Source organism: Sphingomonas hankyongi (genome assembly GCF_023516575.1).
Taxonomy (GTDB): domain Bacteria; phylum Pseudomonadota; class Alphaproteobacteria; order Sphingomonadales; family Sphingomonadaceae; genus Sphingomicrobium; species Sphingomicrobium hankyongi.
Genome location: NZ_JAMGBE010000001.1, coordinates 600,858 through 622,441, shown reverse-complemented (window position 1 = coordinate 622,441; position 21,584 = coordinate 600,858). Strand labels below are relative to the sequence as shown.

The window sequence follows — 21,584 nt, the reverse complement described above, 5'->3', positions numbered from 1 at the left end:
TTGTTCCCGGAGTCAGCGATGTCTTTGAAACGTCCGATCAAGCAAGGCAGCTTCGGCGGCCATTTCGACGAGCTGGTGAAGCATTTCCCGCACGATCGCCCGTCCGCGAGCGAAACGGACGCTGAAGAGCGACGCCGATCCCTTCGTGAGAAGCGCGATATCCATGCCCTGCTGTTTGAACAGGCATGGAAGCTCGACCGCTCGACTGACGAGAAGCAGCGCTAGCTAGCGGCTCGATTTGTCGCGCAGCTTCGCGATCGTCGTCGCGTTGCTGATCACCTCGACGTCGGTCTTGCAGTGGAGCAGCCGCACACCCTGCTGCTGAAGCGCTTCATCGAGCGCGGGCGCGAATGCGTCGGTCGTTTCCACCGTAGCGGCCCACCCGCCGAATGCGCGCGCAAGCGCCGCGAAGTCCGGGTTTGCGAGGTGGGTGGCCGAGATGCGCTCCGGATATTCGCGTTCCTGATGCATGCGGATAGTGCCGTAGCTCGAATTGTCGGCGATGATGACGAGCAGGTTCGCGCCATATTGCGCTGCCGTCGCAAGCTCCTGGCCGTTCATCAGGAAGTCGCCGTCGCCTGCAACGCAAACCACCGCCCTATCCTTGAAGCGCAGCGCCGCAGCGACCGCCGCCGGGAGGCCGTAGCCCATCGTCCCGCTCGTCGGCGCCAGCTGCGTCGGCTGCACGCCGTAGCGCCAGTAGCGGTGCCACCAGCCGGAGAAATTGCCGGCGCCGTTGCAGATGATCGTGGTGTCGGGAAGCTTCTCACGCATCGCAGCGACGCAGGGGCCGAGGTCGAGCTTGACGCCGTCGCGCGGCTTCGGCTCGGACCATTCGAGCCATTCCTTGTGGGCATCATCGCCGCAGGAAAAGCGGACAAGATCAGGGTCGATCCACTCGTCGACCATCTCCGCGAACTCGCCCATGTCGGCACAGATGGGCAGGTCGGCGTGAAAGACGCGGCCGAGCTCGTTGGGGTCGGGATGGACGTGGACGAGAGTCTGGCCGGGATGGTCGGGCGTGATGAGCGTGTAGCCGTCGGTGGTGGCCTCGCCGAGCCGGGGCCCGACGGCGAGGATGAGGTCGGCGTCGCGGATGCGCTGCTGCAGCTTGGGATTGGGGCCATAGCCGAGCTGGCCGGCATAAACGGAGCAGCTGTTCGACACCGCGTCCTGGCGGCGGAATGCGGCGGCCACCGGAATGCCGTAGCGGTGCGCGAAGTTCGCAAAATGATGACCGGCGCGCGGGCTCCAGTCGGCGCCGCCGACGATAGCCACCGGCGCGGCGGCTTCCTTCAGCAGCTCGAACATCGCCTGGATGGCGCCGGGATCGGGTTCTTCGGCCAGCGGCGGAACGCAGGGGCGGTCGAGCGCCTCGACCTCGTCGCGAAGCATATCCTCCGGAAGCGCAAGCACTACGGGGCCCGGCCTGCCCGCGGCGGCGACGCGATAGGCGCGAGCGACATATTCGGGGATGCGTCGCGCATCCTCGATCCGCGCGGCCCATTTGGTGATCGGCCCGAAAAAGGCCGGAAAGTCGATTTCCTGGAAGCCTTCGCGATCGCGGTCGCCGCGCGCGACATCGCCGATGAACAGGATCATCGGCGTCGAATCCTGGAATGCGACATGGACGCCGGCGCTGGCGTTGGTCGCTCCGGGCCCGCGCGTGACGAATGCGATTCCGGGACGCCCCGTCATCTTGCCGTCCGCGTCCGCCATGTAAGCGACGCCGCCTTCCTGACGGCACACCACCGTCTCGATCTCCGGCGTGTCGTGCAGCGCGTCCAGCACGGCGAGGAAGCTCTCGCCTGGAACGGTGAAGATACGGTCGCAGCCCTGAATCCTGAGCTGGTCGACGAGGATGCGGCCGCCGCTGCGTTTGGTCATGGGGCGCACTTAGCTACCCCGTCATTCCCGCGAAAGCGGGAATCCCGCTCCTTCACGCGTTGATCAACTCGAACAAGTCTTCCCAATTCGGAAATGCGCGTTCGATCAGCTCAATCTTCCAAGCGCGATGGTAGCGGCTCAGGCCTGGTGGATCGCTTTCACGACCTGATAGCTCTCAAGGCCTTCCTTGCCGCCTTCCGACCCAAATCCTGAGTCCTTGACCCCACCGAACGGCGCATCCGCGAGCGAGATGGCGAACGTGTTGATGCCGACCATGCCGCTTTCGACGAGATCGCCGATCAGGTTGGCCCTGCGGCCGTTTTCCGTGAATGCGAAGGCGGCGAGGCCGTAGGGCAGGCGGTTCGCCTGCTCGATCACTTCCTCGAACGTGTCGAACGGACGCGAGACGGCGACCGGGCCGAACGGCTCCTCGTTCATGATCTCGGCTTCGTCGGGGACGTCGGCGAGAAGAGTCGGCTGGAAGAAGAAGCCGCCGTTGCCGCGCTCGCCGCCAGCCATCACGCGCGCGCCCTTGGCCTTGGCGTCCTGCACCAGGGTTTCGATCGCGTCGGGACGGCGCGCATTGGCGAGCGGACCCATGCGCGTTCCTTCCTCGAGGCCGTTGCCGATCTTCACCTTCTGCGTACGCTCGGCAAAACCCTTCACGAAGGCGTCGTAAATGCCGCGCTGGACGTAGAAACGCGTCGGCGAGACGCAGACCTGGCCGGCATTCCGGAACTTCTGCGGGACGACCATGTCGAGCGTCTTTTCGAGATCGCAGTCGTCGAAGATGAGCACCGGCGCATGCCCGCCGAGCTCCATCGTGACGCGGGTCATGCTGTCGGCGCACAGGCGCATCAGATGCTTGCCCACGCCGGTCGACCCGGTGAAGCTGACCTTGCGGATGACGCGGCTCGCGATCAGGGTTTCGCTGACGAGCCTGGAATCGCCGTGGACGAGCTGGGCGACGCCGGCGGGGATGCCTGCATCGCCGAGCGCGCGGAACATCTCCGTGCCGACACCCGGCGTTTCGTGGGGAGGCCGCGAGATCACGGTGCAGCCCGCGGCGAGCGCGGCCGAGACCTTCTTCGCAAGCAAATAGAGGGGGAAATTCCACGGCGTGAAGGTCGCGGTCGGGCCGACCGGCTGACGGATCACGCGGCTGAGCTGGCCTGCCGGCCGCACAAGCGTGCGCCCGTAATCGCGCTTCGCATCTTCGGCGTACCAGTCGAACAACTGTGCCGAAGCAATCACTTCGGCCTTCGATTCGGCAAGGATCTTGCCCTGCTCCTGCGTCATCGTCGCGGCGATGTGGTCGGCGCGTTCGCGAAGCAGTGCTGCGGCCTTGTGCAGGATCGCACCGCGCTTCTCGACATCCATCGCCCGCCACTCCGGCCACGCGCGCTCCGACGCGGATAGCGCTTCGTCGAGGTCCGCCTTCGTTGCATAGGGGACTTCGGCGATCGGGCTGTTGTCGACCGGGTTGACGACTTCGTGACTGTCGCGGCCTTCGCCGGATTTCCAAACGCCGTCGATGAAGAGCTGGAGTGAGGTTTCGTATCCCATCGGCGCCAGATAAGCCTCGCTTGTTACGGCTGCAACGGGCGGCTAGCCTGCTGACAAAGGAGAAAGCAACGACATGACCAAGCAAGAGCTCGTCCAGCGGATGCAGGAAGGTCAGGCCTGGGTGCCGGGCAAGCGCGTCAAGATCGACTTCGGCGGTGGCGAGGGCGCGATTCTTCTCGACGGGATCTCGAACCAGGTCAGCGATATCGCTTCCGACGCAAATGCCGCGGACACGACCATCAAGGTGAGCTGGGACGACTGGCAGCAATTGTCGGCGGGCCAGCTCGATGGGATGACCGCGTTCATGATGGGCAAGCTGAAGGTCGAAGGCGACATGTCGAACGCGATGCAGCTGCAGGGAGTGCTGGCCAAGCTTCGCGGTTAGTTGGCGCTTTCGGTTCTCTCGTAGAAACCGCCTTGCGGGCGAAGCCGCGCGATCCGAGGCAGTGATTGCTTCGTCGCCAAAGCTTCTGGCAGTGAGGGGGGACATATGGTTCGATTGCTTATCGCAGCCGTGCTGGCGGCCGTCGCCGCAGCGCCTGCGGCTGCCCAACCGGCCAAGAGCCCGGCGGCCAAGCCCTGTGCCGATCCTGAATTCCACCGGCTCGATTTCTGGGTCGGCCGCTGGGACGTTTATCCCACCGGCAAGGACAAGCTCGTCGCGCACAGCCTGATCGAGCCCGTTTACGGCTGCGGCATTCGGGAGAATTGGATGCCCCTGAGCAATAGTCCTGGAGGCTCTCTCAGCATTTACGTTCCCGGCGAGAAACGCTGGGAGCAGTTCTGGATCGATTCGAGCGGATCGCGTGCCTTCTTCACCGGAGGCTGGAACGGCCAGGCGATGGTCATCACAGGCAAATGGGGCGGCCCGCTGGTCCGGATGACCTACTCCAGGAACCCCGATGGCAGCGTCCGGCAATTCGGCGAGCAATCCACCGACGAAGGAAAGTCCTGGAGCCCGAATTTCGACTTTACCTATCGGCCCGCCGCCGCCGCGACCCACCCGTGATCCGCCTCCTGAGCTGCTTTTCCGCACTGACTGCGGCGATTGCGAGTTCTGCGTTTGCGCAATCGGCGCCCGTACTCGATGCGGGCGCCGCGCGAGCGATCATCGAAGGCTGCGCCACGCACGCCGTCGCGAAAAAGCAGAGTCATGCGATCGTCGTGGTGGACACCGGCGGCCACATAGTCGCTGCGCTGCGCATGGACGGGAACGCCAGCGGCATCTTCGACTTCGCGCTGACCAAGGCGCAAGCGGCCGCCGCCTGGGGCTTTTCGACGGCGCAGATGCTTGAGAGCGCACGCGCAACGCCCGGATTCGACCGCGCGCCCGGCGTGGTGATCGTACCGGGCGGCGTTCCTTTATTCAGCGCCGACGGAAAGGCGCGGATCGGCGCCGTGGGAGTCTCCGGCGAAGCGCCAGCCGATGACGCCGCATGCGCCGAGGCGGGGGTCCGAGCGGCAGGGCTGCGTACCGGCCGTTCTTGACCACAGCCGCTGCTTTTCTATTGGCGGCGCATGCAGAAAATTTACGACAGCGCTGAACGTGCGCTCGAAGGGCTGCTGTTCGACGGCATGACCATCGCGGCCGGAGGCTTCGGCCTGTGCGGAATCCCCGAGCGGCTGATCGACGCAATCCAGTCGAGCGGGGTCAAGGATCTCACCATCGCGTCCAACAATGCCGGCATCGACAATGAAGGCCTCGGCAAGCTGCTGCGCACGCGGCAGGTCAAGAAGATGATCTCGTCCTACGTCGGCGAGAACAAGGAGTTCGAGCGCCAATTTCTCGCCGGTGAGTTGGAGGTCGAGTTCACGCCGCAGGGCACGCTTGCGGAGCGCATGCGCGCGGGCGGCGCCGGCATCCCCGGCTTCTACACCAAGACGGGCTTCGGGACGCAGGTCGCCGAGGGCAAGGAGGTCAAGGAATTCGACGGTGAGGAATATATCCTCGAGCGCGGCATCCGCGCCGACCTCTCGGTCGTGAAGGGATGGAAGGCCGACGAGAGCGGCAACCTGATCTTCCGGAAGACCGCGCGCAACTTCAACCTGCCGGCCGCGACGTGCGGGAAGGTGTGCGTCGCCGAGGTCGAGGAGATCGTGCCCGTAGGATCGCTCGATCCGGACGCAATCCACCTGCCGTCGATCTACGTGAAGCGGATGATCCTCGGCGGGCCTTACGAGAAGAAGATCGAGTTCCGCACGGTTCGCGAAAGGGAGGCGGCATGATGGCGACCCAGCTTCAAACCAAGGGCTGGACCCGCAACCAGATGGCCGCGCGCGCAGCGAAGGAGCTGCGCGACGGCTATTACGTCAACCTTGGCATCGGAATCCCGACGCTTGTGGCGAACAACATCCCGGCGGGGATGACGGTCACCCTGCAAAGCGAGAACGGTATGCTCGGCATCGGTCCGTTCCCCTATGAGGACGAGGTCGATCCGGACCTCATCAACGCGGGGAAGCAGACGATCAGCGAGCTTCCGCAGTCGAGCTATTTCGACAGCGCGCAGAGCTTCGCGATGATCCGCGGCGGACATATCGACCTGGCGGTCCTTGGGGGCATGGAAGTCAGCCAGGACGGCGATCTCGCCAACTGGATGGTTCCGGGCAAGATGATCAAGGGCATGGGCGGCGCGATGGACCTCGTCGCGGGCGTGAAGAAGATCATCGTCGTGATGGAGCATACGTCGAAGAACGGCGACGCGAAGTTCATCCCGGAATGCACGCTTCCGCTGACCGGCAAGAATGTGGTCGACATGATCATCACCGACCTCGCCGTTTTCCAGCGCCCGGACCATGAGAGCCCGTTCAAGCTGATCGAGCTGGCACCCGGCGTGACGGCACAAGAAGTGCGCGAGAAGACAACCGCGCAATATACGGAGTAGTCGAGGAGCATTGGTCATGCGCAGGATTGGAGCAATCGTCGCGGCCGCAATCGCCGTTGCAGGGTGCAACAGCCACCCCGCCGACAAGCCCCAGGATCCTCCCGGCAATGGCGCCTCGCCTGCCGCCGCACCTCTCCCCATCACGCTAACTCGGCTCGACTGCGGCCATGCCGAGTTCAAGGACATGAACGGCTTCTTTTCCGACCGTCCGGGCGTCTATCCCCCCGGTCCGGGGAAGGTCGTCGACAGCTGCTACCTCATTCGCCACGGCGATCAGCAGATGGTCTGGGACACCGGCTTCCCGGCCGAGACCAAGGACAAGCCAATGGTGCAGGACGGCATGACCGCCGCCATCGACCGGACGCTCGCGGACCAGTTGCAGCAGGTCGGCGTGAAGCCCGAAGACGTCGATGTGGTCGGTATCAGCCACATGCACGGCGACCATGTCGGCCAGGCCGCGCAGTTCACCAACGCGCGCCTCGTGATCGGCAAGCGTGATTTCCAGATGCTCGAGGGCAGGCCGGAAGATTCGCTCAAGGGCTGGCGCGGCGGTGGGAAGACGGTGACGCTCGTCAGCGGCGACACCGACGTGTTCGGCGACGGAAGCGTGACCGCAATTCACCTGCCTGGGCACACGCCAGACCATTTGGGGCTGCTCGTGAAGCTGAAGAGCGGGCCGGTCCTGCTATCGGGCGACGTTTATCACTCGACCATCGCGCGGGAGAAGAAGGCGGTGCCGAGCTTCAACACGAGCAAGGAGCAGTCGCTGCAGTCGATGGACAAGTTCGAAGCGCTTGCGAAGCAGACCGGCGCGAAGGTGATCATCCAGCACGAGCCTAACGACGTCTCAAAGCTTCCTGCCTTCCCGCAGGCTGCGGAGTAGGCCCCGTGCGCGCCCTGCTCTCGAACGAGCCGGGTGGACCCGACACGCTTCGGGTAGAGCGAGTTCCGGATCCCGAGCCGGGCCCCGGTGAATTGCTGGTTCGGGTCCGCGCCTGCGCGATCAATTATCCCGACGTGCTGATCATCGAGGACAAATACCAGATGAGACCCCCGCGACCGTTTGCGCCCGGCGGCGAGATCGCCGGCGAGGTCGAGGCGGTCGGCGAAGGTGTCGAGGGCTGGACGCCCGGCGACCGGGTAATCGCGGTCACGGGATATGGCGGGCTTGCCGAAAAGATGGTGATTCCGGCGGGCGCTGCGTTCAGGCTTCCGGATGGACGCAGCTTCGCCGAAGGGTCTGCGCTGCTGCTGACCTATGCGACTTCGATCCATGCGCTGGTCGATCGCGGCAGGCTCGCCACTGATCAGACGTTGCTCGTGCTTGGGGCGGCGGGCGGAGTGGGGCTGGCGGCCGTCGAGCTTGGCAAGGCCCACGGCGCGCGAGTTGTTGCAGCCGTGTCGTCGGACGACAAAGCCGAGGCGGCTCGGGCAGCCGGCGCAGACGAGGCAATCGTCTATCCGCGAGGCCCGTTCGATCGCGAGGGCCAGAAAGCCCTGGCTCAATTGTTCAAGGATGCGGTCGGACCCGCCGGCGCCGATGTCATCTTCGATCCGGTGGGCGGGGATTATGCCGAACCGGCGCTGCGGGCGATCGGCTGGGAAGGCCGCTATCTGGTTGTCGGCTTTCCCGCAGGCATCCCAAAGCTGCCGCTCAACCTGACGCTTCTCAAGAGCTGTGACGTGTGCGGCGTGTTCTGGGGCGCCTTCGCAGCCCGGGACCGGCAGGCAAATTCCGCACATGTCGCGCGGCTGTTCCTGCTGTGGGACGAGGGCAAGATCAGACCCCGCATCAGCGCAACCTATCCACTGGAGCGAGCCGGCGAGGCGATAACGGCGCTCCGCGACCGCAACGCCATCGGCAAACTCGTAGTGACCATGGACGGGTCGTGAGCGGTTTCGAATCGGTCGACGTCCCGCGCGAGGTCGTGTTCGTCGAGGCCGATGAGCCGCTGCTGATCTTCCCGAACGTTACGGAGGCCGAGAAATATCTCGAAGCAACCGACGTCGAAGACTGGGTCTACCGCGCCGCATATGGCCGAGATGGGCAGCCATTCGACATTCACACGGACGGCGGGGCCGTGCGCATCTTGCCGAGCGCCGGAGAAAATCGGCCGGAAGAGCTCAAGCTGCTGCTGTGTCGCTACTTCGAGGCGTGCGGCGATCCGGCCGACGAGGATGAGCCGCTGGACACGCTGGTGGCGCGGGCATGGACCGTGGAGCATGACTATTGGGAGCGATGCGGCGAGGGCCGCGCCCGGACGGGAATTCCCCCCTGGGCCTATGCCATCCTGATCCCGGCGGCCGCTGCGGCGCTGTACCTCCTCGTCCGCTGAGAATGATAGGGCCCCGGCTGCCGGGGACGCTGGACGGAAAGCGACTCGACCCCTATCTCGCGCCGAAACCATCAAGGGATAAGCATGACCCAGTTCGACGATCGTGAGCGCGCGTTCGAGTCCAAGTTTGCGCACGACGAGGAAATGAAGTTCCGCATCATCGCGCGGCGCAACAAGCTGCTCGGTCAGTGGGCGGCGCGGCAGATGGGTCTCACCGAGGTGGAAGCCGATTCCTACGCCAAGGATGTCGTACGCGCCGATTTCGAGGAGGCCGGCGATCACGACGTGATCCGCAAGGTGCTGGGCGATCTGACAGCCGCGGGCGTCGATTGCGACGAATCACAGGTCAGTGAGGCGCTGAAGCACAAGGAAGTCGAGGCTCGTCGCCAGATCATCGAAGCGACGAACCTCTAACGGGAGCCCGGCCATGCCGATGGCGGCAAGTGAGATCGAAAGGCTGATCAAGGCGGCGATTCCCGATGCGGATGTGTCCATTCGCGATCTTGCCGGAGACGGCGATCATTATGCAGCGCGCGTGGTGAGCAAGACCTTCGCGGGATTGAGCCGCATCAGGCAGCATCAGGCCGTCTACGCGGCTCTTGGGGGACGTGTCGGGGGTGAGCTCCACGCATTGCAGCTCGAAACCGCAATAGCTGAATTTGGAGATTCGAAGTGAGTGACGCCAACCAGCGCATTGCCGACCTCGTTCAGAGCAACGACGTCGTGCTGTTCATGAAGGGCACGGCCCTGTTCCCGCAATGTGGCTTTTCGAGCCGCGCGGTCGCCATCCTCGATCGTCTCGGGACGACCTACGAGACGGTGGACGTCCTGCAGGACCCCGAGATTCGCCAGGGCATCAAGGCTTTCAGCGAATGGCCGACGATTCCGCAGCTCTACGTGAAGGGCGAATTCGTCGGCGGTTCCGACATCATGATGGAGATGTTCGAAAGCGGAGAGCTTCAGGAACTGCTAGGGGCTCAGCCCTCGTAGGCGACTTCCGCGCTTATCTGGGGCATAAACGAGGAAGGGACGGTTTGGAGGGGACCAGAGAACCGCTCCTAACCGTCCCTTCGTTGGCGTGGAACCAAGTGGACGCGTTTATAGTAGCAATCGGCGTGCCAATTAAAGAAAACGGCTGATTTCAGCCATTTTCTGACAAATTTGATTTGGAGAGCCGGCGTCATGCGTAAAGAATCCCGACAGAAAGGGCCTTGCATGGCGGCTGTTGGCACTTTGACGCCCTTGCGCGGTTACGCATCACGATGAGCCGCGACGATCCCGACTTCCCGCTCGGACTCGGGTCCAAGCTGTTTTGCGACCTTACGCAAAGCTGGTCGAACGTCGGCGGCGGCGTGCGGACGTACATGCTGCACAAGCGGAGGCACATCCTCGAAGCCACGGCTCACCGACATCTGATGATCATCCCTGGCAGCCGCGACGAAGTGATCGAGGAAGACCGCGCGGTGACGGTGACCATCCGCTCGCCGCGGGTCCCCGGAAGCCCGCATTATCGCCTGATGCTTCGCAATGGTGCGGTGCGTGAGGCACTCGACCATTTCCAGCCCGACCTGATCGAATGCCAGGACGCTTATAATCTGCCCTGGGCGGCGATCGGGCACCGCAGCCGCCACCCCGATGCGACGATCGTCGCTGCCTACATGACCGATTTCCCGACCGTCTACGTCGAGCGGCCGCTGAGCAGGTTCATCGGCGGCGCGATGGCGGGGCTGCTGGGCCGCATCTGCTATCGCTATTGCGGCAGTCTTTACCGGCGGTTCGACGCCGTGTTCGCTTTGAGCGAGAACGGCGGAGCATCGAAACTCAGAGCCTATGGCGTGCCGGTTCTTGGCATCGTGCCCCTCGGCGTCGAGCTTGGGGAGTTCGGACCCCAAAGGCGCGATGCGGAGCTGAGGCGGAAGCTCGGCCTGACCGACGAGCAGCCCCTGCTTATCTACGTTGGACGTCTGGACGGCGAGAAGAAGCCAGATCTCGTGGTCGACGCCTTCCGTCGCCTCCCGGAAGAGCTCGGCGCCAAGCTGGTCCTCATCGGCGAGGGGCCGCTCAAAGAGGATATCGCTGCGCTCGCTGACCCGCGCATCGTGATGCCAGGCTATGTGAAGGACAGGGCGGCGCTTTCGCGCTGGCTGGCGAGCGCTGACATCTACGTTTCGGCGATGGCTGACGAGACGTTCGGCATTTCGATCATCGAGGCGCAGGCTTCGGGTCTGCCGGTGGTCGGCGTGGCGGCGGGGGCGATGCTTGATCGTGTGACTGACCGGATCGGACGCCTTGGACCGGTGGGCGACGCCGATGCCATGGCACACAATTTGCTGGACCTCTGGAACGGCGACATCGGCGCGATGTCGGACCGGGCCCGTGCGCTTGCGCTGGAATATAGCTGGGACAGCAGCATGGAAGCGCTGTTCGGGCAGGTTTACCCGCAGGCGTTCGCGGCCGCTGCACGGCGGCGCACCGGCCTCGCTGCGCCTGTAGATACCGTCCTAGCCGAGGCCTAACGAACGTTCATCTGCCGTTCAGCCGACGACTACAACTGTAGTCGAATGGCACGTCGGACCCCGCGCATCACCGAAGCCGAGATGCAGCTACTGCAGCTGCTGTGGCAAGATTCTCCCCTTGGAGCGAGCGACGTTTTCGAGCGTCTTCCGCAGTCGCTCCAGTGGAGCCTAACCACCGTCAAAACGCTGCTTTCGCGACTTGTGACCAAGGGCGCCGTGACTGCCGAGCAGCAGGGAAGGCGCAATCTCTACAGTCCGGCGGTGGCGCAGAACGAAGTGGCGGCGCGGCAAGCGGGCGGCCTCGTCGACCGACTATTCGGAGGGAAAGTGTCGCCGCTCGTGGCGCAGCTCGCCGAGCAGCGCGAGCTGGATCCCAAGGATCTCGAAGAGCTTGAGGCGCTCGTCAGGAGGCTCCGCAAATGACCGCATGGCTGATCGACATGATGATCGCGACGACCGCGCTGGTCGCGCTGGTGCTGCTCATCCGCAAGCCCGTGGCGCGAATGTTCGGCTCCAAGGCTGCCTATGCCTTGTGGTGCGCCCCGGCGATACGCCTCATCCTTCCGCCGCTCCCTTTAATGCCGGCGAGCATTGCCACGGCCGTAGGGGGCAACGCTCCAAGCTACTCCCTGATCGTCGGTTCCTCTCCGACGTCGAACGGCCTGGCGGTGGCTGTCATCGTCGGAGGAGTCTGGCTGGCGGGTGCGATCACCTACCTGGCGCTGCACTGGATGCGCCATCACGCTTTCGTGGCGGACGCTTTGGCCAACGGCCGGCCGCTGCACATCGACGGCGTGTCCTATGACGTCGTCGCCAGCAGCAGGATCGAAGGGCCGATGGCGACGGGCCTGATCCATCCTTTGATCCTCGTGCCGATGGATTTTGAGCAGCGTTTCTCGCCGGAGCAGCAGAGGTTCGCGCTCCTGCATGAGCAACTGCACCATCGCCGCGGCGACATCTGGGCGGCGTTCGCAGCGCTGATCGTAGCGTCCATCCACTGGTTCAATCCACTTATGCACATGGCTGTGCGGGCATTCCGCAGGGACATGGAGGCAGCCTGCGATGCAAGCGTCCTCGCCTCGACGGGAGCCGATGCCGCGCCCGACTATGCGCAGACGATCCTGCGCTGTGCCGCGCGCCCGGCGCCCCGTTCGCTCTGTGCCCTCACCACTATCGACGAACTCAAAGGGAGACTGATGATGCTCAAGCTCAACCACGGGCCGTTGCGCCGCGCTGCCGGGATCGCTCTTGCAGGGGCCCTGGCGCTTGGAAGCGTAGCGACGGCCAGTGCGGCACACGAGGCCGCGGCCGGCGAAACCCAAAAGTTCGTCAAGAAGATCGAAATCCACGAAATGCGCGGCGACAAGGACGTGGTCGTGAAGAAGGGTCACGGTGAGCACGCCATGGAACTGGGCGACTGCCCCGGCGAGAAGTTCGAGGCAGATGCGGGAACGACCCAGGTCAAAGGCAAGACGGAGCAGGTCAAATTCGTCCTCTGCTCGGCCAAGGGAGAGAGCCTCCTGTCGGCCCTCGAAAAGGCGGAAGTGGACATGCAGAAGGACGGACACGTCCCGGCCGATCGCAAGGATGTGCTGCTCGCCAAGATCCGCGCGAAGATCGCCGAGCTTCGCGCGAAGGGCTGACGCCTTTTGCCAATTCGGGGGCGTCCGTGGCAGGAGCGCTGCCGTGGACGCCCCTTATGCAAAGCTCGAGCAGCTCGAACCCGGGATCGCGCGGGTCCTCGCGCATAATCCTTCAGCGTTCACTTATTACGGCACACAGACCTACCTCTTGGGAGAAGACGACGTCGCGATCGTCGACCCGGGACCCGACATTCCGGATCACCTCAAAGCCCTCGAGCATGCCATCGGCGGGCGGCGCGTCGCGGCGATCATGTGCACGCACACGCACCGGGACCATAGCCCGGCATCGCGGCCGCTGGCGCAAGCGACCGGAGCGCCCATCATCGGATGCGCATCGCTGTCCATGGACGGAACCGGGCTGGAGGCCGGCTTCGACGCCGCATACGCTCCGGATCGGGTGCTGCGGGATGGCGAAGCGATCGCCGTTGACGGCAAGCCAGTCGAAGCGGTCGCCACGCCGGGTCACACCTCCAACCATCTATGCTTTGCATTTGGCGATGCGCTGCTCAGCGGCGACCATGTGATGGGCTGGTCGACGACGGTCGTCGTCCCGCCAGATGGCGACATGGCGGAATATATGCGTAGCCTCGACAAGCTCCGACAACGGGACGACCGCGTCTATTACCCCGCGCACGGGCCGCCGGTGACCAATCCGAAGCAATATGTGCGTCACCTGATCGGGCATCGCATGCAGCGCGAGAAGCAAATCCTGCGCCTGGTGAGGGAGCGAGCGCGGGACATTCCGGAGATCGTGGCCAAGGCTTATCCGGGCCTCGACGCAAGGCTCGTCGCGGCAGCGGGCGGCTCCGTCCTCGCGCACCTGGTGGACCTCGAACGGCGCGGGCTCGTTGAACGACGGGAACAGCAATGGACAGCCGTCTAAGCAAATTGCTCGTGATAGCGATGATCGCCGTGGCGCTCGTCCTCGGCGTCCTGTTCGGCGTCGCGTCCGGTGTCGCCGACCGCATCTTCGGTGGGCCGAAGCCGGAGACGATCGCCGAGGCGAGCCTAGAATCGATGCGCGCGCAGAATCGGCTGATCGCCTTCGTCGCCCGCTACGTCTCCGTCACCAGCTCGCACACCAGCCGCTTCGGCTTCTCGGCGGAGCGCACCCTGATCCTGCCGGGCGATGTCCGTTACGAGCTGGATCTGTCGAAGCTTCAGCCCAACGATGTAAAATGGGACGCTGCCTCCAAGACGCTGAGCGTGAAGCTCCCTGAGATCGAGGTCGCAGGCCCGGACGTCGATCTCAATTCAGCCCGCGAATATGGCGAAGGCGGCGTGCTCACCGCGCTGACCAACGCCGAGCAAAGCCTCGACCAGGCCAATCGCGCGGCAGCGGTGGCGGACCTTCGCAAGCAGGCCTCAGCCGAGGTGCCCATGCGGCTCGCGCGGCAGGCGGCGCGGGCGGCGATCGAGCGAAGCTTCGTCATGCCGCTCAAGGCCGCGGGGTTCGACAATGCGAAAGTCGTCGCGCGCTTCCCGACGGAAGGGACCGACGATCCTTCCTATCTCGACCTTTCGACCCCATATGAGGATGCGATCAAGGAAGCGGAGCGGCGACGCGCTGCTCAGGGGCAGTAGATGACGGTTCAATCGCCAAGCCTGAAAGGGCTCGACCTCCTCGCGGAAATCGAGCGGCTGAAGCGCGAGCGCAACGCCGTGATCCTCGCGCATTATTATCAGAAGCCCGAAATCCAGGACCTCGCGGACTTCGTCGGCGACAGCCTCGACCTGTCGCGCAAGGCGGCCGCAACCGATGCCGATGTCATCGCATTCTGCGGCGTGCGGTTCATGGCGGAGACGGCCAAGATCCTTTCGCCCGACAAGACGGTTATACTGCCCGACATGGATGCCGGCTGCTCGCTTGAGGACAGCTGCCCACCGGACCAGTTCGCCGCGTTCCGGAAGGCGCATCCGGACCATATCGCGCTAACCTACATCAACTGCTCGGCTGCGGTGAAAGCGCTCAGCGACATCATCGTCACCAGCAGCAGCGCCCAGGTCATCCTCGACCAGATCCCCGAGGATCAGAAGATCATCTTCGGTCCCGACCGCCACCTTGGCGGCTATCTCGCCCGCAAGACCGGGCGCGAGATGCTGCTGTGGCCGGGAATCTGCATCGTCCATCAGGCATTCAGCGAGACCGAGCTGCTCAAGCTCAAGGCCGAGCATCCCGGAGCACCGGTTGCCGCCCATCCGGAATGCCCTCCGCACATCGTCGATCATGCCGACCATGTCGGCTCGACCAAGTCGATCCTCGATTTCGCGCTGACTTCCCCCGCGGACACAATCCTCGTCGCGACCGAGCCGCACATCATCCACCAGATGGAAAAGGCGGCGCCGGACAAGACCTTCATCGGCGTCCCCGGCGGCGACGGGAACTGCAACTGCAACATGTGTCCGTACATGGCGCTCAACACGCTAGAGAAATTGTACGTCGCGCTGCGGGATCTCGAACCGAGGATCGAGCTTTCGCCAGAGGTGATGGACAAGGCGCGAATCCCACTCGAGCGCATGCTGGAAATGGCGGGCCGCACGGTCGGGCAAGGGGACGTCGGAAAGCCGATCATCGACGAGCCCGAAAAGATCGATCCCACAATCAGCGGCGACTGATCCTTCGTTCGCCGGTCTGTCGAACCATCCGTTGACGCCAGCTTTCCACGTCTGCACGAAGCGAGCCAAACCGACGGAGAATCAAATTGCGCAAGTCGACTTTTGTCGCTGCGGCCGCACTCTTTTGCACTGCCGCGCTCGCTCAGGCCCCGACGACCGAGGATCCATATCTGTGGCTCGAGGAGATCGACGGTGCGCGCGCCGTGGCGCAGGTCAAGCAGTGGAACGCCGCGACCGAAGAGCTGGTCGCGAAGGGCCCGGTCTTCGAGCAATATCGCAAGCGCGCTCTCGATATCCTGGACGATGAGCAGCAGATAGCCGGGCCGGAGGACGTTCTCGGCGACAAGGTCACGAACCTGTGGCGCGATGCCAAGAACCCTAGAGGGCTTTGGCGCATCGCCTCGATCGAATCCTACACGGCCGGCAAGCCGCAGTGGCGCACGCTGATCGATGTCGATGCTCTTGGGAAAGCCGAAGGCAAGAGCTGGGTCTGGCACGGCGCAAGCTGCCTCGCTCCCGATTACCAGCGCTGCCTCGTGTCCCTCAGTCCAGGCGGCACCGACGCCGACGTCGTTCGTGAATTCGACATCGGCACCGGCAGGTTCGTCGACAATGGGTTCGTGGTCCCGGAGGCAAAGAGCAATGTTAGCTGGTTCGACCGCGATCATCTCCTCGTCGGCACCGACTATGGCGCCGGCAGCCTGACGGATTCGGGCTATCCGCGCATCATCAAGCTGTGGACGCGCGGCTCCGCGTTGAGCTCCGCAAGGACCCTCCTCACGGGTGAGCAGGGCGACGTCTCCGCAACGCCGTTCGGCTATGCCGACGGAGCGACTCGCTGGAACTTCATCACACGCTCGAAGACCTACTGGACCCACGAGCTGTCGATGGTGCTGCCGGACGGGCGCGTCATCCGGACGCCCGTGCCCGATTCCGCCGACGCGCAGGATGTCATTGGGGGGAGGCTGATCACCTTCTTCAACAAGGCGGAGCAGGGCCTGCCCGCGGGATCGATCGTCGCATATTCGCTCGCGGACCTCGCGGCAAGCCGCTCGACGCGTCCGGAATTATTAATGGCGCCGAGCCCGAAGCAGGCCATCGAGGAGATCGCAGTCTCCAAGGGTACCCTCTGGGTCAAGGCGCTCGATGATGTTTCGGGCAAGCTGTTCGCTTTCTCGCCCCGGGCGCCAAGTTCAGCCTGGGCGCGCAAGACGATCGATCTCCCGGCGAGGAGCACTCTGCACCTGCTCGAAACGGCGAGCGAACGCGACTTAGCTTTCGTGACCGTGGAAGGCATGCTGACGCCGCCGACGCTTTACGCAGTGACTCCGAATGCATCGCCGGTGGCCGTGCAAAGCCTTCCGCCCAAGTTCGACGCAAGCGTTTTCGAGGTGGAGCAACGGTTCGCAAGGTCGAAGGACGGCACGCGGGTTCCTTATTTCCTGGTGCGGAAGAAAGGCGTCGCGGGACCGGTTCCGACGCTTATCCACGCTTACGGAGGATTCCGCAGCGCTCAGACTCCGGGCTACCTGACCGGCCAGCCCTATCGCGCCGGTCCGCTCGGCCTTTTCTGGGTCGAGCAAGGTAACGCTTACGTGCTGGCCAACATTCGGGGCGGCGGTGAATATGGCCCAAAATGGCATGAAGCGGCGCTGCGCGAAAAGCGGCAGAACAGCTTCGACGATTTCCATGCTGTAGCCGAGGATCTCATCCGCATCGGCGTGACGGCCAAGGGCAAGGTTGCGGCTTCCGGCCGGTCCAACGGCGGCGTGCTCGTAGGCGCCCTGCTCAACCAGCGGCCGGACCTCTATTCGGCCGCGATCATCGGTTCCCCACTATTCGACATGAAGCGCTACTCCCACCTGCTCGCTGGGGCGTCCTGGATCGACGAGTACGGCGATCCGGACAAGCCGGAGGACTGGGCCTTCATGTCCAGATATTCGCCGTACCAGAACCTGCGGCGCGACGTCCGCTATCCGGCAGTGTTCATCTACGGCTCGACCAAGGATGACCGCGTCCATCCGGGCCATGCGCGCAAGGCGGCTGCGCGGCTGATGGAATATGGCAATCGGGTCTACTTCCACGAATATATGGAAGGCGGGCATTCGGTTGGCGCGGATAATTCAGAGGACGCCAAGCGGGCAGCGATGCTCCTGATGTACCTGGACCGAGAACTTGGAAGCGCAACCGGCCGGCAGGGAGGCTAATGGCGTTGCCCGTCGCGCATCTCGCCGAACCGGCGGATCGCCGGAAGGGCTAAGCCAGTAGCTTGTTAGTCGGCGTTCGGCTTTGCCGCCGTGCCCGGCTGCTGCTCGCGGCTCACCGTCTCGGGAGCCTTCTCCTCGACCATGCGGCAAACTTTCCGCGTCGAGATTCGCGATCCGATGTCGTCGGCCTGCTCCACCGTGCACACGCGCTTCTTCACGACCTGCGCCTTCTGAGGCTGGCCGGCGGCTGGGGCAGGTGCGGTCACCTGAGCCTGGAGCGGAGCGCTCGCGCCGCCAACGATCAACAGTGCAGTCGCAACGCGCAGCATAGTCCACTCCCGAAAGGTTTGTGCCTAACTACAATGGAAGTTACTGATTGCAAGCGCTTTTTCAGCGGAGCCAAAACCAGAATACGGCGATGAAAATGAAGAGATTCATGTAGGCGACGGAGGAGAAGCCAGGCGCTCGATAGAGTGGATGGATCCGGTAACCGATCCAGAAGACGATCCGCATCACCACGAACGTGATCGCCACCGCCGGAATGATGCTCAGCCGATCGCGCGGCACGCTACAGGCGAGCGCAACCAATCCGACGAGGAAAAGGACGAACTGCTGCAGCGTGTTGTCCGCAACCCGCCCGTTCACGACCATCTTCTGGTCTTCCTTGCCTAATGTCGGGTCGATCGCTTCGCTGAGGAAACGCTCGTTGCCGATTGCCACCAGCATCGCGAACAGCGGCAGAGCCGCCACCACTGCCCAGGGCGCTGCATAGGCGATCCGGTCGCCTGGGCTGTCGGCGATTTCGGGCGGAGCGATCACGGTCGACAGGAGCGCCACCAGCACCACCATCGCGACTATGCCGCTGAGCGCGCCAGTGATTACGATTTTCTGGTCCCTGGTCATGTCTAACCCCCGTATCGATTTAATAGCAGTTTGACGGGTTAGCGGCACGGGCAAGTTCGGCGCATCGCTGCAGCGGCTGACCGTAAATCCATTGGCGTTCGCCCCGCGCCTTCTAAGTTCGCCGGATTGCGTTCGCGGGGCTCCATCGTGGTCAAGTATTGCTGCCGGCTGTCCGTCCTGTTTGCGACGGCTTCGCTGGCTTCCTGTGGGATCCCTGCCAGTCCTCTTGCCTCCTCCCCAGTGCCGGCGGGCCATGCCCCCTTCACGCCCGCCGGCACATCCTCCAATCGGCTGTTGGCTGCGCAAAATGCCGAGCGCGCCGTGGTTCGTGTCGCACCACTGGCCTGGGACCAGGCACTGGCCAGTGGCGCATCTGCTTATGCCCGGCAACTCGCATCCACCGGAACTTTCCGGCATTCGGACAGGCGCTCGCGCGCCGGTGCGGGCGAAAACCTGTGGATGGGGACCGCAGGGGCGTTCAGTGCCGAGCAGATGGTCAGGGACTGGGCATCGGAGAAGCGCTGGTTCGTGGCCGGGACCTTTCCCAACGTGAGCCGCACGGGCCGCTGGTCCGACGTTGGTCATTACACGCAGCTGGTATGGAGCACGACGACCCGTGTCGGATGCGGAGTTGCGCGCGGCAACGGCCGGGACGTGCTCGTTTGCCGCTACGCCCCCGCCGGCAATATCGACGGCCGCCGCGTACTGTAGCAAGCTCGCCCGGTCATGGGCGAGTTGTTCGGATTCAAGCGCCGGCGGAGCTGGACCCGCATCCAGGATTACGGTCGCCGGCTGGACGGTCCGCGCTTCTGGCCGCCGCCGCGCCGGAGGTTCCCATTCAAGCGACCGGTTGCGCTACTGTTGGTCCTCGCCGGTGCCTATGCCGCATCCGATCCGGACCTTGTTGAACCGCCGGAGCTCCTTTCCGGGGAGCCTGAACTCGTCAAGGAGAGGTTTACGCGCTGCGGCCCCGGGAGAGGGCATGCTTGCGTGATAGACGGAGACACGTTCAAGCTCGGAAGCCGCAAGATTCGCATCGTCGGCATCGATGCGCCGGAGGTGAAGGCGCAATGCGCGCAGGAAGCGCGGCTCGCCGAGTTGGCGACCGCAATGCTGCAGCGTGAGCTGAACGAGGCCCCGTTCGAGATGCTTGCCCCCCTGACGCGGTCTTACGACAAATATGGCCGCGATCTTCGGGTGCTTCGGCGAAAGCAAGCGGACGGCAGTTATGGCTCGATCGCGGACGATCTGCGCCGGACCGGGCTTGTGCACCGCTATGCGGGTTTCAAGACAGGATGGTGCTGATTTTCCGAAAAGCCCGTTAACCACTTTCGTTGAACCCGCGGCAATCGGCACCGGTTAATATGCGACCGTGGACAAAAGCGGATTCTCGAAGCGCGATCTTGCGCGCAGCCAAAGCGGCGTTGCGGCAATCGAATACGCGCTGCTGGCGTCGCTCATCGCCGTCGCTATCGCTGGCGCGCTGGCCGCAACCGGCGGCAAGGTCCAGCAAAACTGGAACAATGTCGATCAGGCGGTCGGAACCGGCACGCAATACCAGACCTGATCCGTCACGCCGCTGCGGTCAGCAGCGCAAAGTGTCGCCATGCCACCACATGCGTTCAGGAGCGCAATCCTTATTGTCCTGAACCCAACGCGGATAGGCGCGGGCCGGATTGTCGTGCCACCAATCGTTATAGCTGTCGGGCTCGAAGGTCCGGTCTTCCATGCCATAACCGTAGCCATAGCCGCCGACGAAGCCGTCGCTGGCGTGGCGGTGGCGTCCCATGTCGTCTGCAGACGCGAAGACGTCGAGCCGTTCCAGGCGTTGGTGGTGACCGTGATGGCTGCCGCCATGGCCTCCGCCATTGTGCCATCCGCCGCCGCCCGAATCTCGCGCCAGGGCGGGGGCGGTGATCGTCAACGCGGCTGCCGCGCAACCAAGCAACATCAAGCGCATGTCGCTCATCCTTTCTGGTATCCGTTCCGGATGCGAGATGAACGCTCGACCCCGCCTGTCGTTCAATTAGAGAAAATGCCCATGTCGGAAGAGTTTACACATCGGAAACCAAGCCGGCTGAAGCGATGCTTTGCGCGCCGGCGATAACCGGTCGGTAACGCGATCCGAATATCAGGGATTCCATGTCGACCAGCCTATTCGTCCAGTATCTCAATCCCTGGAAAGCCAAGCGCCAAAAGGCGCAGCAGCGCGTTGACGAATTGAGGCGACGCGACGGCGACAATTGCCGCCGCTGCAGGCGGCCGATCCGCTTCGACCTCACCCGTGGCCACGACCGCGGTCCGAAGCTCGAGCAGATTCGCCCGCTCGTTGACGGGGAAACCGACACGCTGGAAAATCTGTGCCTTTGCCATGGCCGCTGCGTCAGCCAGGAAGCCGACAGCACGATCGAGGTGAAGCAGCGGATCCGCGTCAAGAACGAAGTGGAATTGTTCGCGCGATCCCGCGCCGCCGGAAAGGCGGCCTAGCAGCCGTAGGAACCCTCGCTGGAACGAGGCGTTTTCGACCTCAGCCAGCGTTCCTCCAAAAAAATGCTTCCCGGTTGGGGAGCGTGTGGCGTCATTGGCGGTCCGGTCGGCTAACTGGACCGCCTCTTTTTTACCCGGGATCATGGCCACCAAATCTGCAGACCCAAGAACCGCGAAGATCAGGCATGCGACGCGGATGTGCAGGCTTGCCATCGAGAATTGCGAGCGGCTGCTGGGGCGCACCGAGGAAATGCTCGGGCGCAGCCAGCAGGACAACGACCGGCGTTATAGCGACTAAGGTCGAGCGTGCTGCTCACCTATCATCTCTATTCCTCCGACGGGGGCCGCACTGACATCCAGGCAACCAGCGACGCGGACGCAATCGCGACAGCAGGCGCCAGGACGGAAGACCATCGGCCGGCGGAGCTTTGGTGCCGCAATCGCCTGGTGCGCCGCTGGGACGGCGACGAGCTCCCGCTCTTCAACTGGCCGTCCACACCGAGCGCCTGACTTCGTGATCGAGATGCACTTCACTGCTGTT

Annotated in this window: 30 protein-coding genes; 25 read left to right on the top strand and 5 right to left on the bottom strand. The window is 64.0% G+C overall.

What is annotated here, in order from left to right; all coding sequences use genetic code 11:
• Positions 1 to 18 precede the first annotated feature (18 nt).
• Positions 19 to 225, top strand: coding sequence for a hypothetical protein (locus LZ538_RS03340; protein WP_249830574.1), 207 nt, complete (start codon positions 19 to 21; stop codon positions 223 to 225).
• On the opposite strand, the gene LZ538_RS03335 is transcribed toward LZ538_RS03340, so the two are convergent.
• Together LZ538_RS03335 and LZ538_RS03330 are read right to left on the bottom strand one after the other, a co-directional pair.
• Positions 226 to 1,887, bottom strand: coding sequence for a thiamine pyrophosphate-binding protein (locus tag LZ538_RS03335; RefSeq protein WP_249830573.1), 1,662 nt, complete (start codon positions 1,885 to 1,887; stop codon positions 226 to 228). It lies immediately after the preceding gene.
• A gap of 138 nt (positions 1,888 to 2,025) precedes the next feature.
• Positions 2,026 to 3,453: an NAD-dependent succinate-semialdehyde dehydrogenase gene (locus LZ538_RS03330; protein ID WP_249830572.1), complete on the bottom strand. Its 1,428-nt coding sequence runs from the start codon at positions 3,451 to 3,453 to the stop codon at positions 2,026 to 2,028.
• Positions 3,454 to 3,526: 73 nt separating this feature from the next.
• Between LZ538_RS03330 and LZ538_RS03325 the strand changes: the two genes are divergently transcribed.
• The 18 genes from LZ538_RS03325 (at position 3,527) to LZ538_RS03240 (ending at position 17,653) form a co-directional block, all read left to right on the top strand.
• Entirely contained in the window at positions 3,527 to 3,838 is a 312-nt protein-coding gene (locus LZ538_RS03325; RefSeq protein WP_249830571.1) for an SCP2 sterol-binding domain-containing protein, read from the top strand.
• Between the two features lie 105 nt (positions 3,839 to 3,943).
• Positions 3,944 to 4,462, top strand: coding sequence for a hypothetical protein (locus LZ538_RS03320; RefSeq protein ID WP_249830570.1), 519 nt, complete (start codon positions 3,944 to 3,946; stop codon positions 4,460 to 4,462).
• Positions 4,459 to 4,941 carry a GlcG/HbpS family heme-binding protein gene (locus LZ538_RS03315; RefSeq protein ID WP_249830569.1) on the top strand — a complete coding sequence of 161 codons (483 nt, stop codon included), beginning with the start codon at positions 4,459 to 4,461 and terminating at the stop codon, positions 4,939 to 4,941. The genes LZ538_RS03320 and LZ538_RS03315 overlap by 4 nt, the downstream gene beginning before the upstream one ends.
• A gap of 30 nt (positions 4,942 to 4,971) precedes the next feature.
• Positions 4,972 to 5,679, top strand: coding sequence for a CoA transferase subunit A (locus tag LZ538_RS03310; RefSeq protein WP_249830568.1), 708 nt, complete (start codon positions 4,972 to 4,974; stop codon positions 5,677 to 5,679).
• Positions 5,679 to 6,335 (top strand): CoA transferase subunit B, encoded by a 657-nt coding sequence (locus LZ538_RS03305; RefSeq protein ID WP_249830828.1) that lies wholly within the window; start codon positions 5,679 to 5,681, stop codon positions 6,333 to 6,335. The genes LZ538_RS03310 and LZ538_RS03305 overlap by 1 nt, the downstream gene beginning before the upstream one ends.
• Before the next feature lie 16 nt (positions 6,336 to 6,351).
• Positions 6,352 to 7,218: an N-acyl homoserine lactonase family protein gene (locus LZ538_RS03300; protein ID WP_249830567.1), complete on the top strand. Its 867-nt coding sequence runs from the start codon at positions 6,352 to 6,354 to the stop codon at positions 7,216 to 7,218.
• A gap of 5 nt (positions 7,219 to 7,223) precedes the next feature.
• On the top strand, positions 7,224 to 8,228 hold the full coding sequence (locus LZ538_RS03295) for an NADPH:quinone oxidoreductase family protein (RefSeq protein ID WP_249830566.1): 1,005 nt from the start codon (positions 7,224 to 7,226) through the stop codon (positions 8,226 to 8,228).
• Positions 8,225 to 8,671 (top strand): hypothetical protein, encoded by a 447-nt coding sequence (locus tag LZ538_RS03290; RefSeq protein WP_249830565.1) that lies wholly within the window; start codon positions 8,225 to 8,227, stop codon positions 8,669 to 8,671. The genes LZ538_RS03295 and LZ538_RS03290 overlap by 4 nt, the downstream gene beginning before the upstream one ends.
• A gap of 84 nt (positions 8,672 to 8,755) precedes the next feature.
• Positions 8,756 to 9,085: a DUF1476 domain-containing protein gene (locus LZ538_RS03285; protein WP_249830564.1), complete on the top strand. Its 330-nt coding sequence runs from the start codon at positions 8,756 to 8,758 to the stop codon at positions 9,083 to 9,085.
• 13 nt (positions 9,086 to 9,098) lie between these two features.
• The gene (locus LZ538_RS03280; protein WP_249830563.1) at positions 9,099 to 9,347 is read left to right on the top strand and encodes a BolA/IbaG family iron-sulfur metabolism protein; all 249 of its coding nucleotides are present in this window, start codon (positions 9,099 to 9,101) and stop codon (positions 9,345 to 9,347) included.
• Positions 9,344 to 9,661: a Grx4 family monothiol glutaredoxin gene (gene grxD / locus LZ538_RS03275; protein WP_249830562.1), complete on the top strand. Its 318-nt coding sequence runs from the start codon at positions 9,344 to 9,346 to the stop codon at positions 9,659 to 9,661. Before LZ538_RS03280 ends, grxD begins: the two co-directional genes overlap by 4 nt.
• 272 nt (positions 9,662 to 9,933) lie before the next feature.
• Positions 9,934 to 11,187, top strand: a complete 1,254-nt coding sequence (locus tag LZ538_RS03270; protein WP_249830561.1) for a glycosyltransferase — start codon at positions 9,934 to 9,936, stop codon at positions 11,185 to 11,187.
• A gap of 45 nt (positions 11,188 to 11,232) precedes the next feature.
• Positions 11,233 to 11,610: a BlaI/MecI/CopY family transcriptional regulator gene (locus tag LZ538_RS03265; protein WP_249830560.1), complete on the top strand. Its 378-nt coding sequence runs from the start codon at positions 11,233 to 11,235 to the stop codon at positions 11,608 to 11,610.
• Positions 11,607 to 12,830: a M56 family metallopeptidase gene (locus LZ538_RS03260; RefSeq protein ID WP_249830559.1), complete on the top strand. Its 1,224-nt coding sequence runs from the start codon at positions 11,607 to 11,609 to the stop codon at positions 12,828 to 12,830. Before LZ538_RS03265 ends, LZ538_RS03260 begins: the two co-directional genes overlap by 4 nt.
• 43 nt (positions 12,831 to 12,873) lie before the next feature.
• The gene (locus LZ538_RS03255) at positions 12,874 to 13,713 is read left to right on the top strand and encodes an MBL fold metallo-hydrolase (protein ID WP_249830558.1); all 840 of its coding nucleotides are present in this window, start codon (positions 12,874 to 12,876) and stop codon (positions 13,711 to 13,713) included.
• Positions 13,698 to 14,414: a DUF4230 domain-containing protein gene (locus LZ538_RS03250; protein ID WP_249830557.1), complete on the top strand. Its 717-nt coding sequence runs from the start codon at positions 13,698 to 13,700 to the stop codon at positions 14,412 to 14,414. The genes LZ538_RS03255 and LZ538_RS03250 overlap by 16 nt, the downstream gene beginning before the upstream one ends.
• On the top strand, positions 14,415 to 15,446 hold the full coding sequence (nadA, locus tag LZ538_RS03245; RefSeq protein WP_249830556.1) for a quinolinate synthase NadA: 1,032 nt from the start codon (positions 14,415 to 14,417) through the stop codon (positions 15,444 to 15,446). It abuts the gene before it with no gap.
• A gap of 86 nt (positions 15,447 to 15,532) precedes the next feature.
• Positions 15,533 to 17,653 (top strand): prolyl oligopeptidase family serine peptidase, encoded by a 2,121-nt coding sequence (locus tag LZ538_RS03240; protein WP_249830555.1) that lies wholly within the window; start codon positions 15,533 to 15,535, stop codon positions 17,651 to 17,653.
• Between the two features lie 65 nt (positions 17,654 to 17,718).
• Here the strand turns inward: LZ538_RS03240 and LZ538_RS03235 are convergent, their stop codons facing one another.
• Positions 17,719 to 17,982 (bottom strand): hypothetical protein, encoded by a 264-nt coding sequence (locus LZ538_RS03235; RefSeq protein WP_249830554.1) that lies wholly within the window; start codon positions 17,980 to 17,982, stop codon positions 17,719 to 17,721.
• A 61-nt stretch (positions 17,983 to 18,043) separates the two neighbouring features.
• The gene (locus LZ538_RS03230) at positions 18,044 to 18,556 is read right to left on the bottom strand and encodes an MAPEG family protein (RefSeq protein ID WP_249830553.1); all 513 of its coding nucleotides are present in this window, start codon (positions 18,554 to 18,556) and stop codon (positions 18,044 to 18,046) included.
• A gap of 147 nt (positions 18,557 to 18,703) precedes the next feature.
• Between LZ538_RS03230 and LZ538_RS03225 the strand changes: the two genes are divergently transcribed.
• From LZ538_RS03225 to LZ538_RS03215, 3 genes are all read left to right on the top strand, one after another.
• A complete protein-coding gene (locus LZ538_RS03225; RefSeq protein ID WP_249830552.1) occupies positions 18,704 to 19,267 on the top strand; it encodes a CAP domain-containing protein in 564 nt (187 codons plus the stop codon).
• A gap of 15 nt (positions 19,268 to 19,282) precedes the next feature.
• Positions 19,283 to 19,861 carry a thermonuclease family protein gene (locus tag LZ538_RS03220; protein WP_249830551.1) on the top strand — a complete coding sequence of 193 codons (579 nt, stop codon included), beginning with the start codon at positions 19,283 to 19,285 and terminating at the stop codon, positions 19,859 to 19,861.
• 67 nt (positions 19,862 to 19,928) lie between these two features.
• Positions 19,929 to 20,123: a Flp family type IVb pilin gene (locus LZ538_RS03215; protein WP_249830550.1), complete on the top strand. Its 195-nt coding sequence runs from the start codon at positions 19,929 to 19,931 to the stop codon at positions 20,121 to 20,123.
• A gap of 18 nt (positions 20,124 to 20,141) precedes the next feature.
• On the opposite strand, the gene LZ538_RS03210 is transcribed toward LZ538_RS03215, so the two are convergent.
• Complete coding sequence (locus tag LZ538_RS03210; protein ID WP_249830549.1) at positions 20,142 to 20,516, bottom strand: hypothetical protein; 375 nt, start codon at positions 20,514 to 20,516, stop codon at positions 20,142 to 20,144.
• Positions 20,517 to 20,698: 182 nt separating this feature from the next.
• Between LZ538_RS03210 and LZ538_RS03205 the strand changes: the two genes are divergently transcribed.
• The 3 genes from LZ538_RS03205 to LZ538_RS03195 all read left to right on the top strand — a co-directional run bounded on the left by LZ538_RS03205 (position 20,699) and on the right by LZ538_RS03195 (position 21,553).
• Positions 20,699 to 21,043, top strand: a complete 345-nt coding sequence (locus LZ538_RS03205) for an HNH endonuclease (protein ID WP_249830548.1) — start codon at positions 20,699 to 20,701, stop codon at positions 21,041 to 21,043.
• A 142-nt stretch (positions 21,044 to 21,185) separates the two neighbouring features.
• The gene (locus LZ538_RS03200; protein ID WP_249830547.1) at positions 21,186 to 21,341 is read left to right on the top strand and encodes a hypothetical protein; all 156 of its coding nucleotides are present in this window, start codon (positions 21,186 to 21,188) and stop codon (positions 21,339 to 21,341) included.
• Between the two features lie 8 nt (positions 21,342 to 21,349).
• A complete protein-coding gene (locus tag LZ538_RS03195; protein WP_249830546.1) occupies positions 21,350 to 21,553 on the top strand; it encodes a hypothetical protein in 204 nt (67 codons plus the stop codon).
• Positions 21,554 to 21,584 lie beyond the last annotated feature (31 nt).

Bases quoted from the DNA above. Each gene is read 5' to 3' on its own strand.
- LZ538_RS03340 (WP_249830574.1), top strand. From the start codon at position 19: ATGTCTTTGAAACGTCCGATCAAGCAAGGCAGCTTCGGCGGCCATTTC.
- LZ538_RS03335 (WP_249830573.1), bottom strand. From the start codon at position 1,887: ATGACCAAACGCAGCGGCGGCCGCATCCTCGTCGACCAGCTCAGGATT.
- LZ538_RS03330 (WP_249830572.1), bottom strand. From the start codon at position 3,453: ATGGGATACGAAACCTCACTCCAGCTCTTCATCGACGGCGTTTGGAAA.
- LZ538_RS03325 (WP_249830571.1), top strand. From the start codon at position 3,527: ATGACCAAGCAAGAGCTCGTCCAGCGGATGCAGGAAGGTCAGGCCTGG.
- LZ538_RS03320 (WP_249830570.1), top strand. From the start codon at position 3,944: ATGGTTCGATTGCTTATCGCAGCCGTGCTGGCGGCCGTCGCCGCAGCG.
- LZ538_RS03310 (WP_249830568.1), top strand. From the start codon at position 4,972: ATGCAGAAAATTTACGACAGCGCTGAACGTGCGCTCGAAGGGCTGCTG.
- LZ538_RS03305 (WP_249830828.1), top strand. From the start codon at position 5,679: ATGGCGACCCAGCTTCAAACCAAGGGCTGGACCCGCAACCAGATGGCC.
- LZ538_RS03300 (WP_249830567.1), top strand. From the start codon at position 6,352: ATGCGCAGGATTGGAGCAATCGTCGCGGCCGCAATCGCCGTTGCAGGG.
- LZ538_RS03285 (WP_249830564.1), top strand. From the start codon at position 8,756: ATGACCCAGTTCGACGATCGTGAGCGCGCGTTCGAGTCCAAGTTTGCG.
- LZ538_RS03280 (WP_249830563.1), top strand. From the start codon at position 9,099: ATGCCGATGGCGGCAAGTGAGATCGAAAGGCTGATCAAGGCGGCGATT.
- LZ538_RS03270 (WP_249830561.1), top strand. From the start codon at position 9,934: ATGAGCCGCGACGATCCCGACTTCCCGCTCGGACTCGGGTCCAAGCTG.
- LZ538_RS03265 (WP_249830560.1), top strand. From the start codon at position 11,233: ATGGCACGTCGGACCCCGCGCATCACCGAAGCCGAGATGCAGCTACTG.
- LZ538_RS03260 (WP_249830559.1), top strand. From the start codon at position 11,607: ATGACCGCATGGCTGATCGACATGATGATCGCGACGACCGCGCTGGTC.
- LZ538_RS03250 (WP_249830557.1), top strand. From the start codon at position 13,698: ATGGACAGCCGTCTAAGCAAATTGCTCGTGATAGCGATGATCGCCGTG.
- nadA (WP_249830556.1), top strand. From the start codon at position 14,415: ATGACGGTTCAATCGCCAAGCCTGAAAGGGCTCGACCTCCTCGCGGAA.
- LZ538_RS03235 (WP_249830554.1), bottom strand. From the start codon at position 17,982: ATGCTGCGCGTTGCGACTGCACTGTTGATCGTTGGCGGCGCGAGCGCT.
- LZ538_RS03230 (WP_249830553.1), bottom strand. From the start codon at position 18,556: ATGACCAGGGACCAGAAAATCGTAATCACTGGCGCGCTCAGCGGCATA.
- LZ538_RS03220 (WP_249830551.1), top strand. From the start codon at position 19,283: ATGGGCGAGTTGTTCGGATTCAAGCGCCGGCGGAGCTGGACCCGCATC.
- LZ538_RS03210 (WP_249830549.1), bottom strand. From the start codon at position 20,516: ATGCGCTTGATGTTGCTTGGTTGCGCGGCAGCCGCGTTGACGATCACC.
- LZ538_RS03205 (WP_249830548.1), top strand. From the start codon at position 20,699: ATGTCGACCAGCCTATTCGTCCAGTATCTCAATCCCTGGAAAGCCAAG.
- LZ538_RS03200 (WP_249830547.1), top strand. From the start codon at position 21,186: ATGGCCACCAAATCTGCAGACCCAAGAACCGCGAAGATCAGGCATGCG.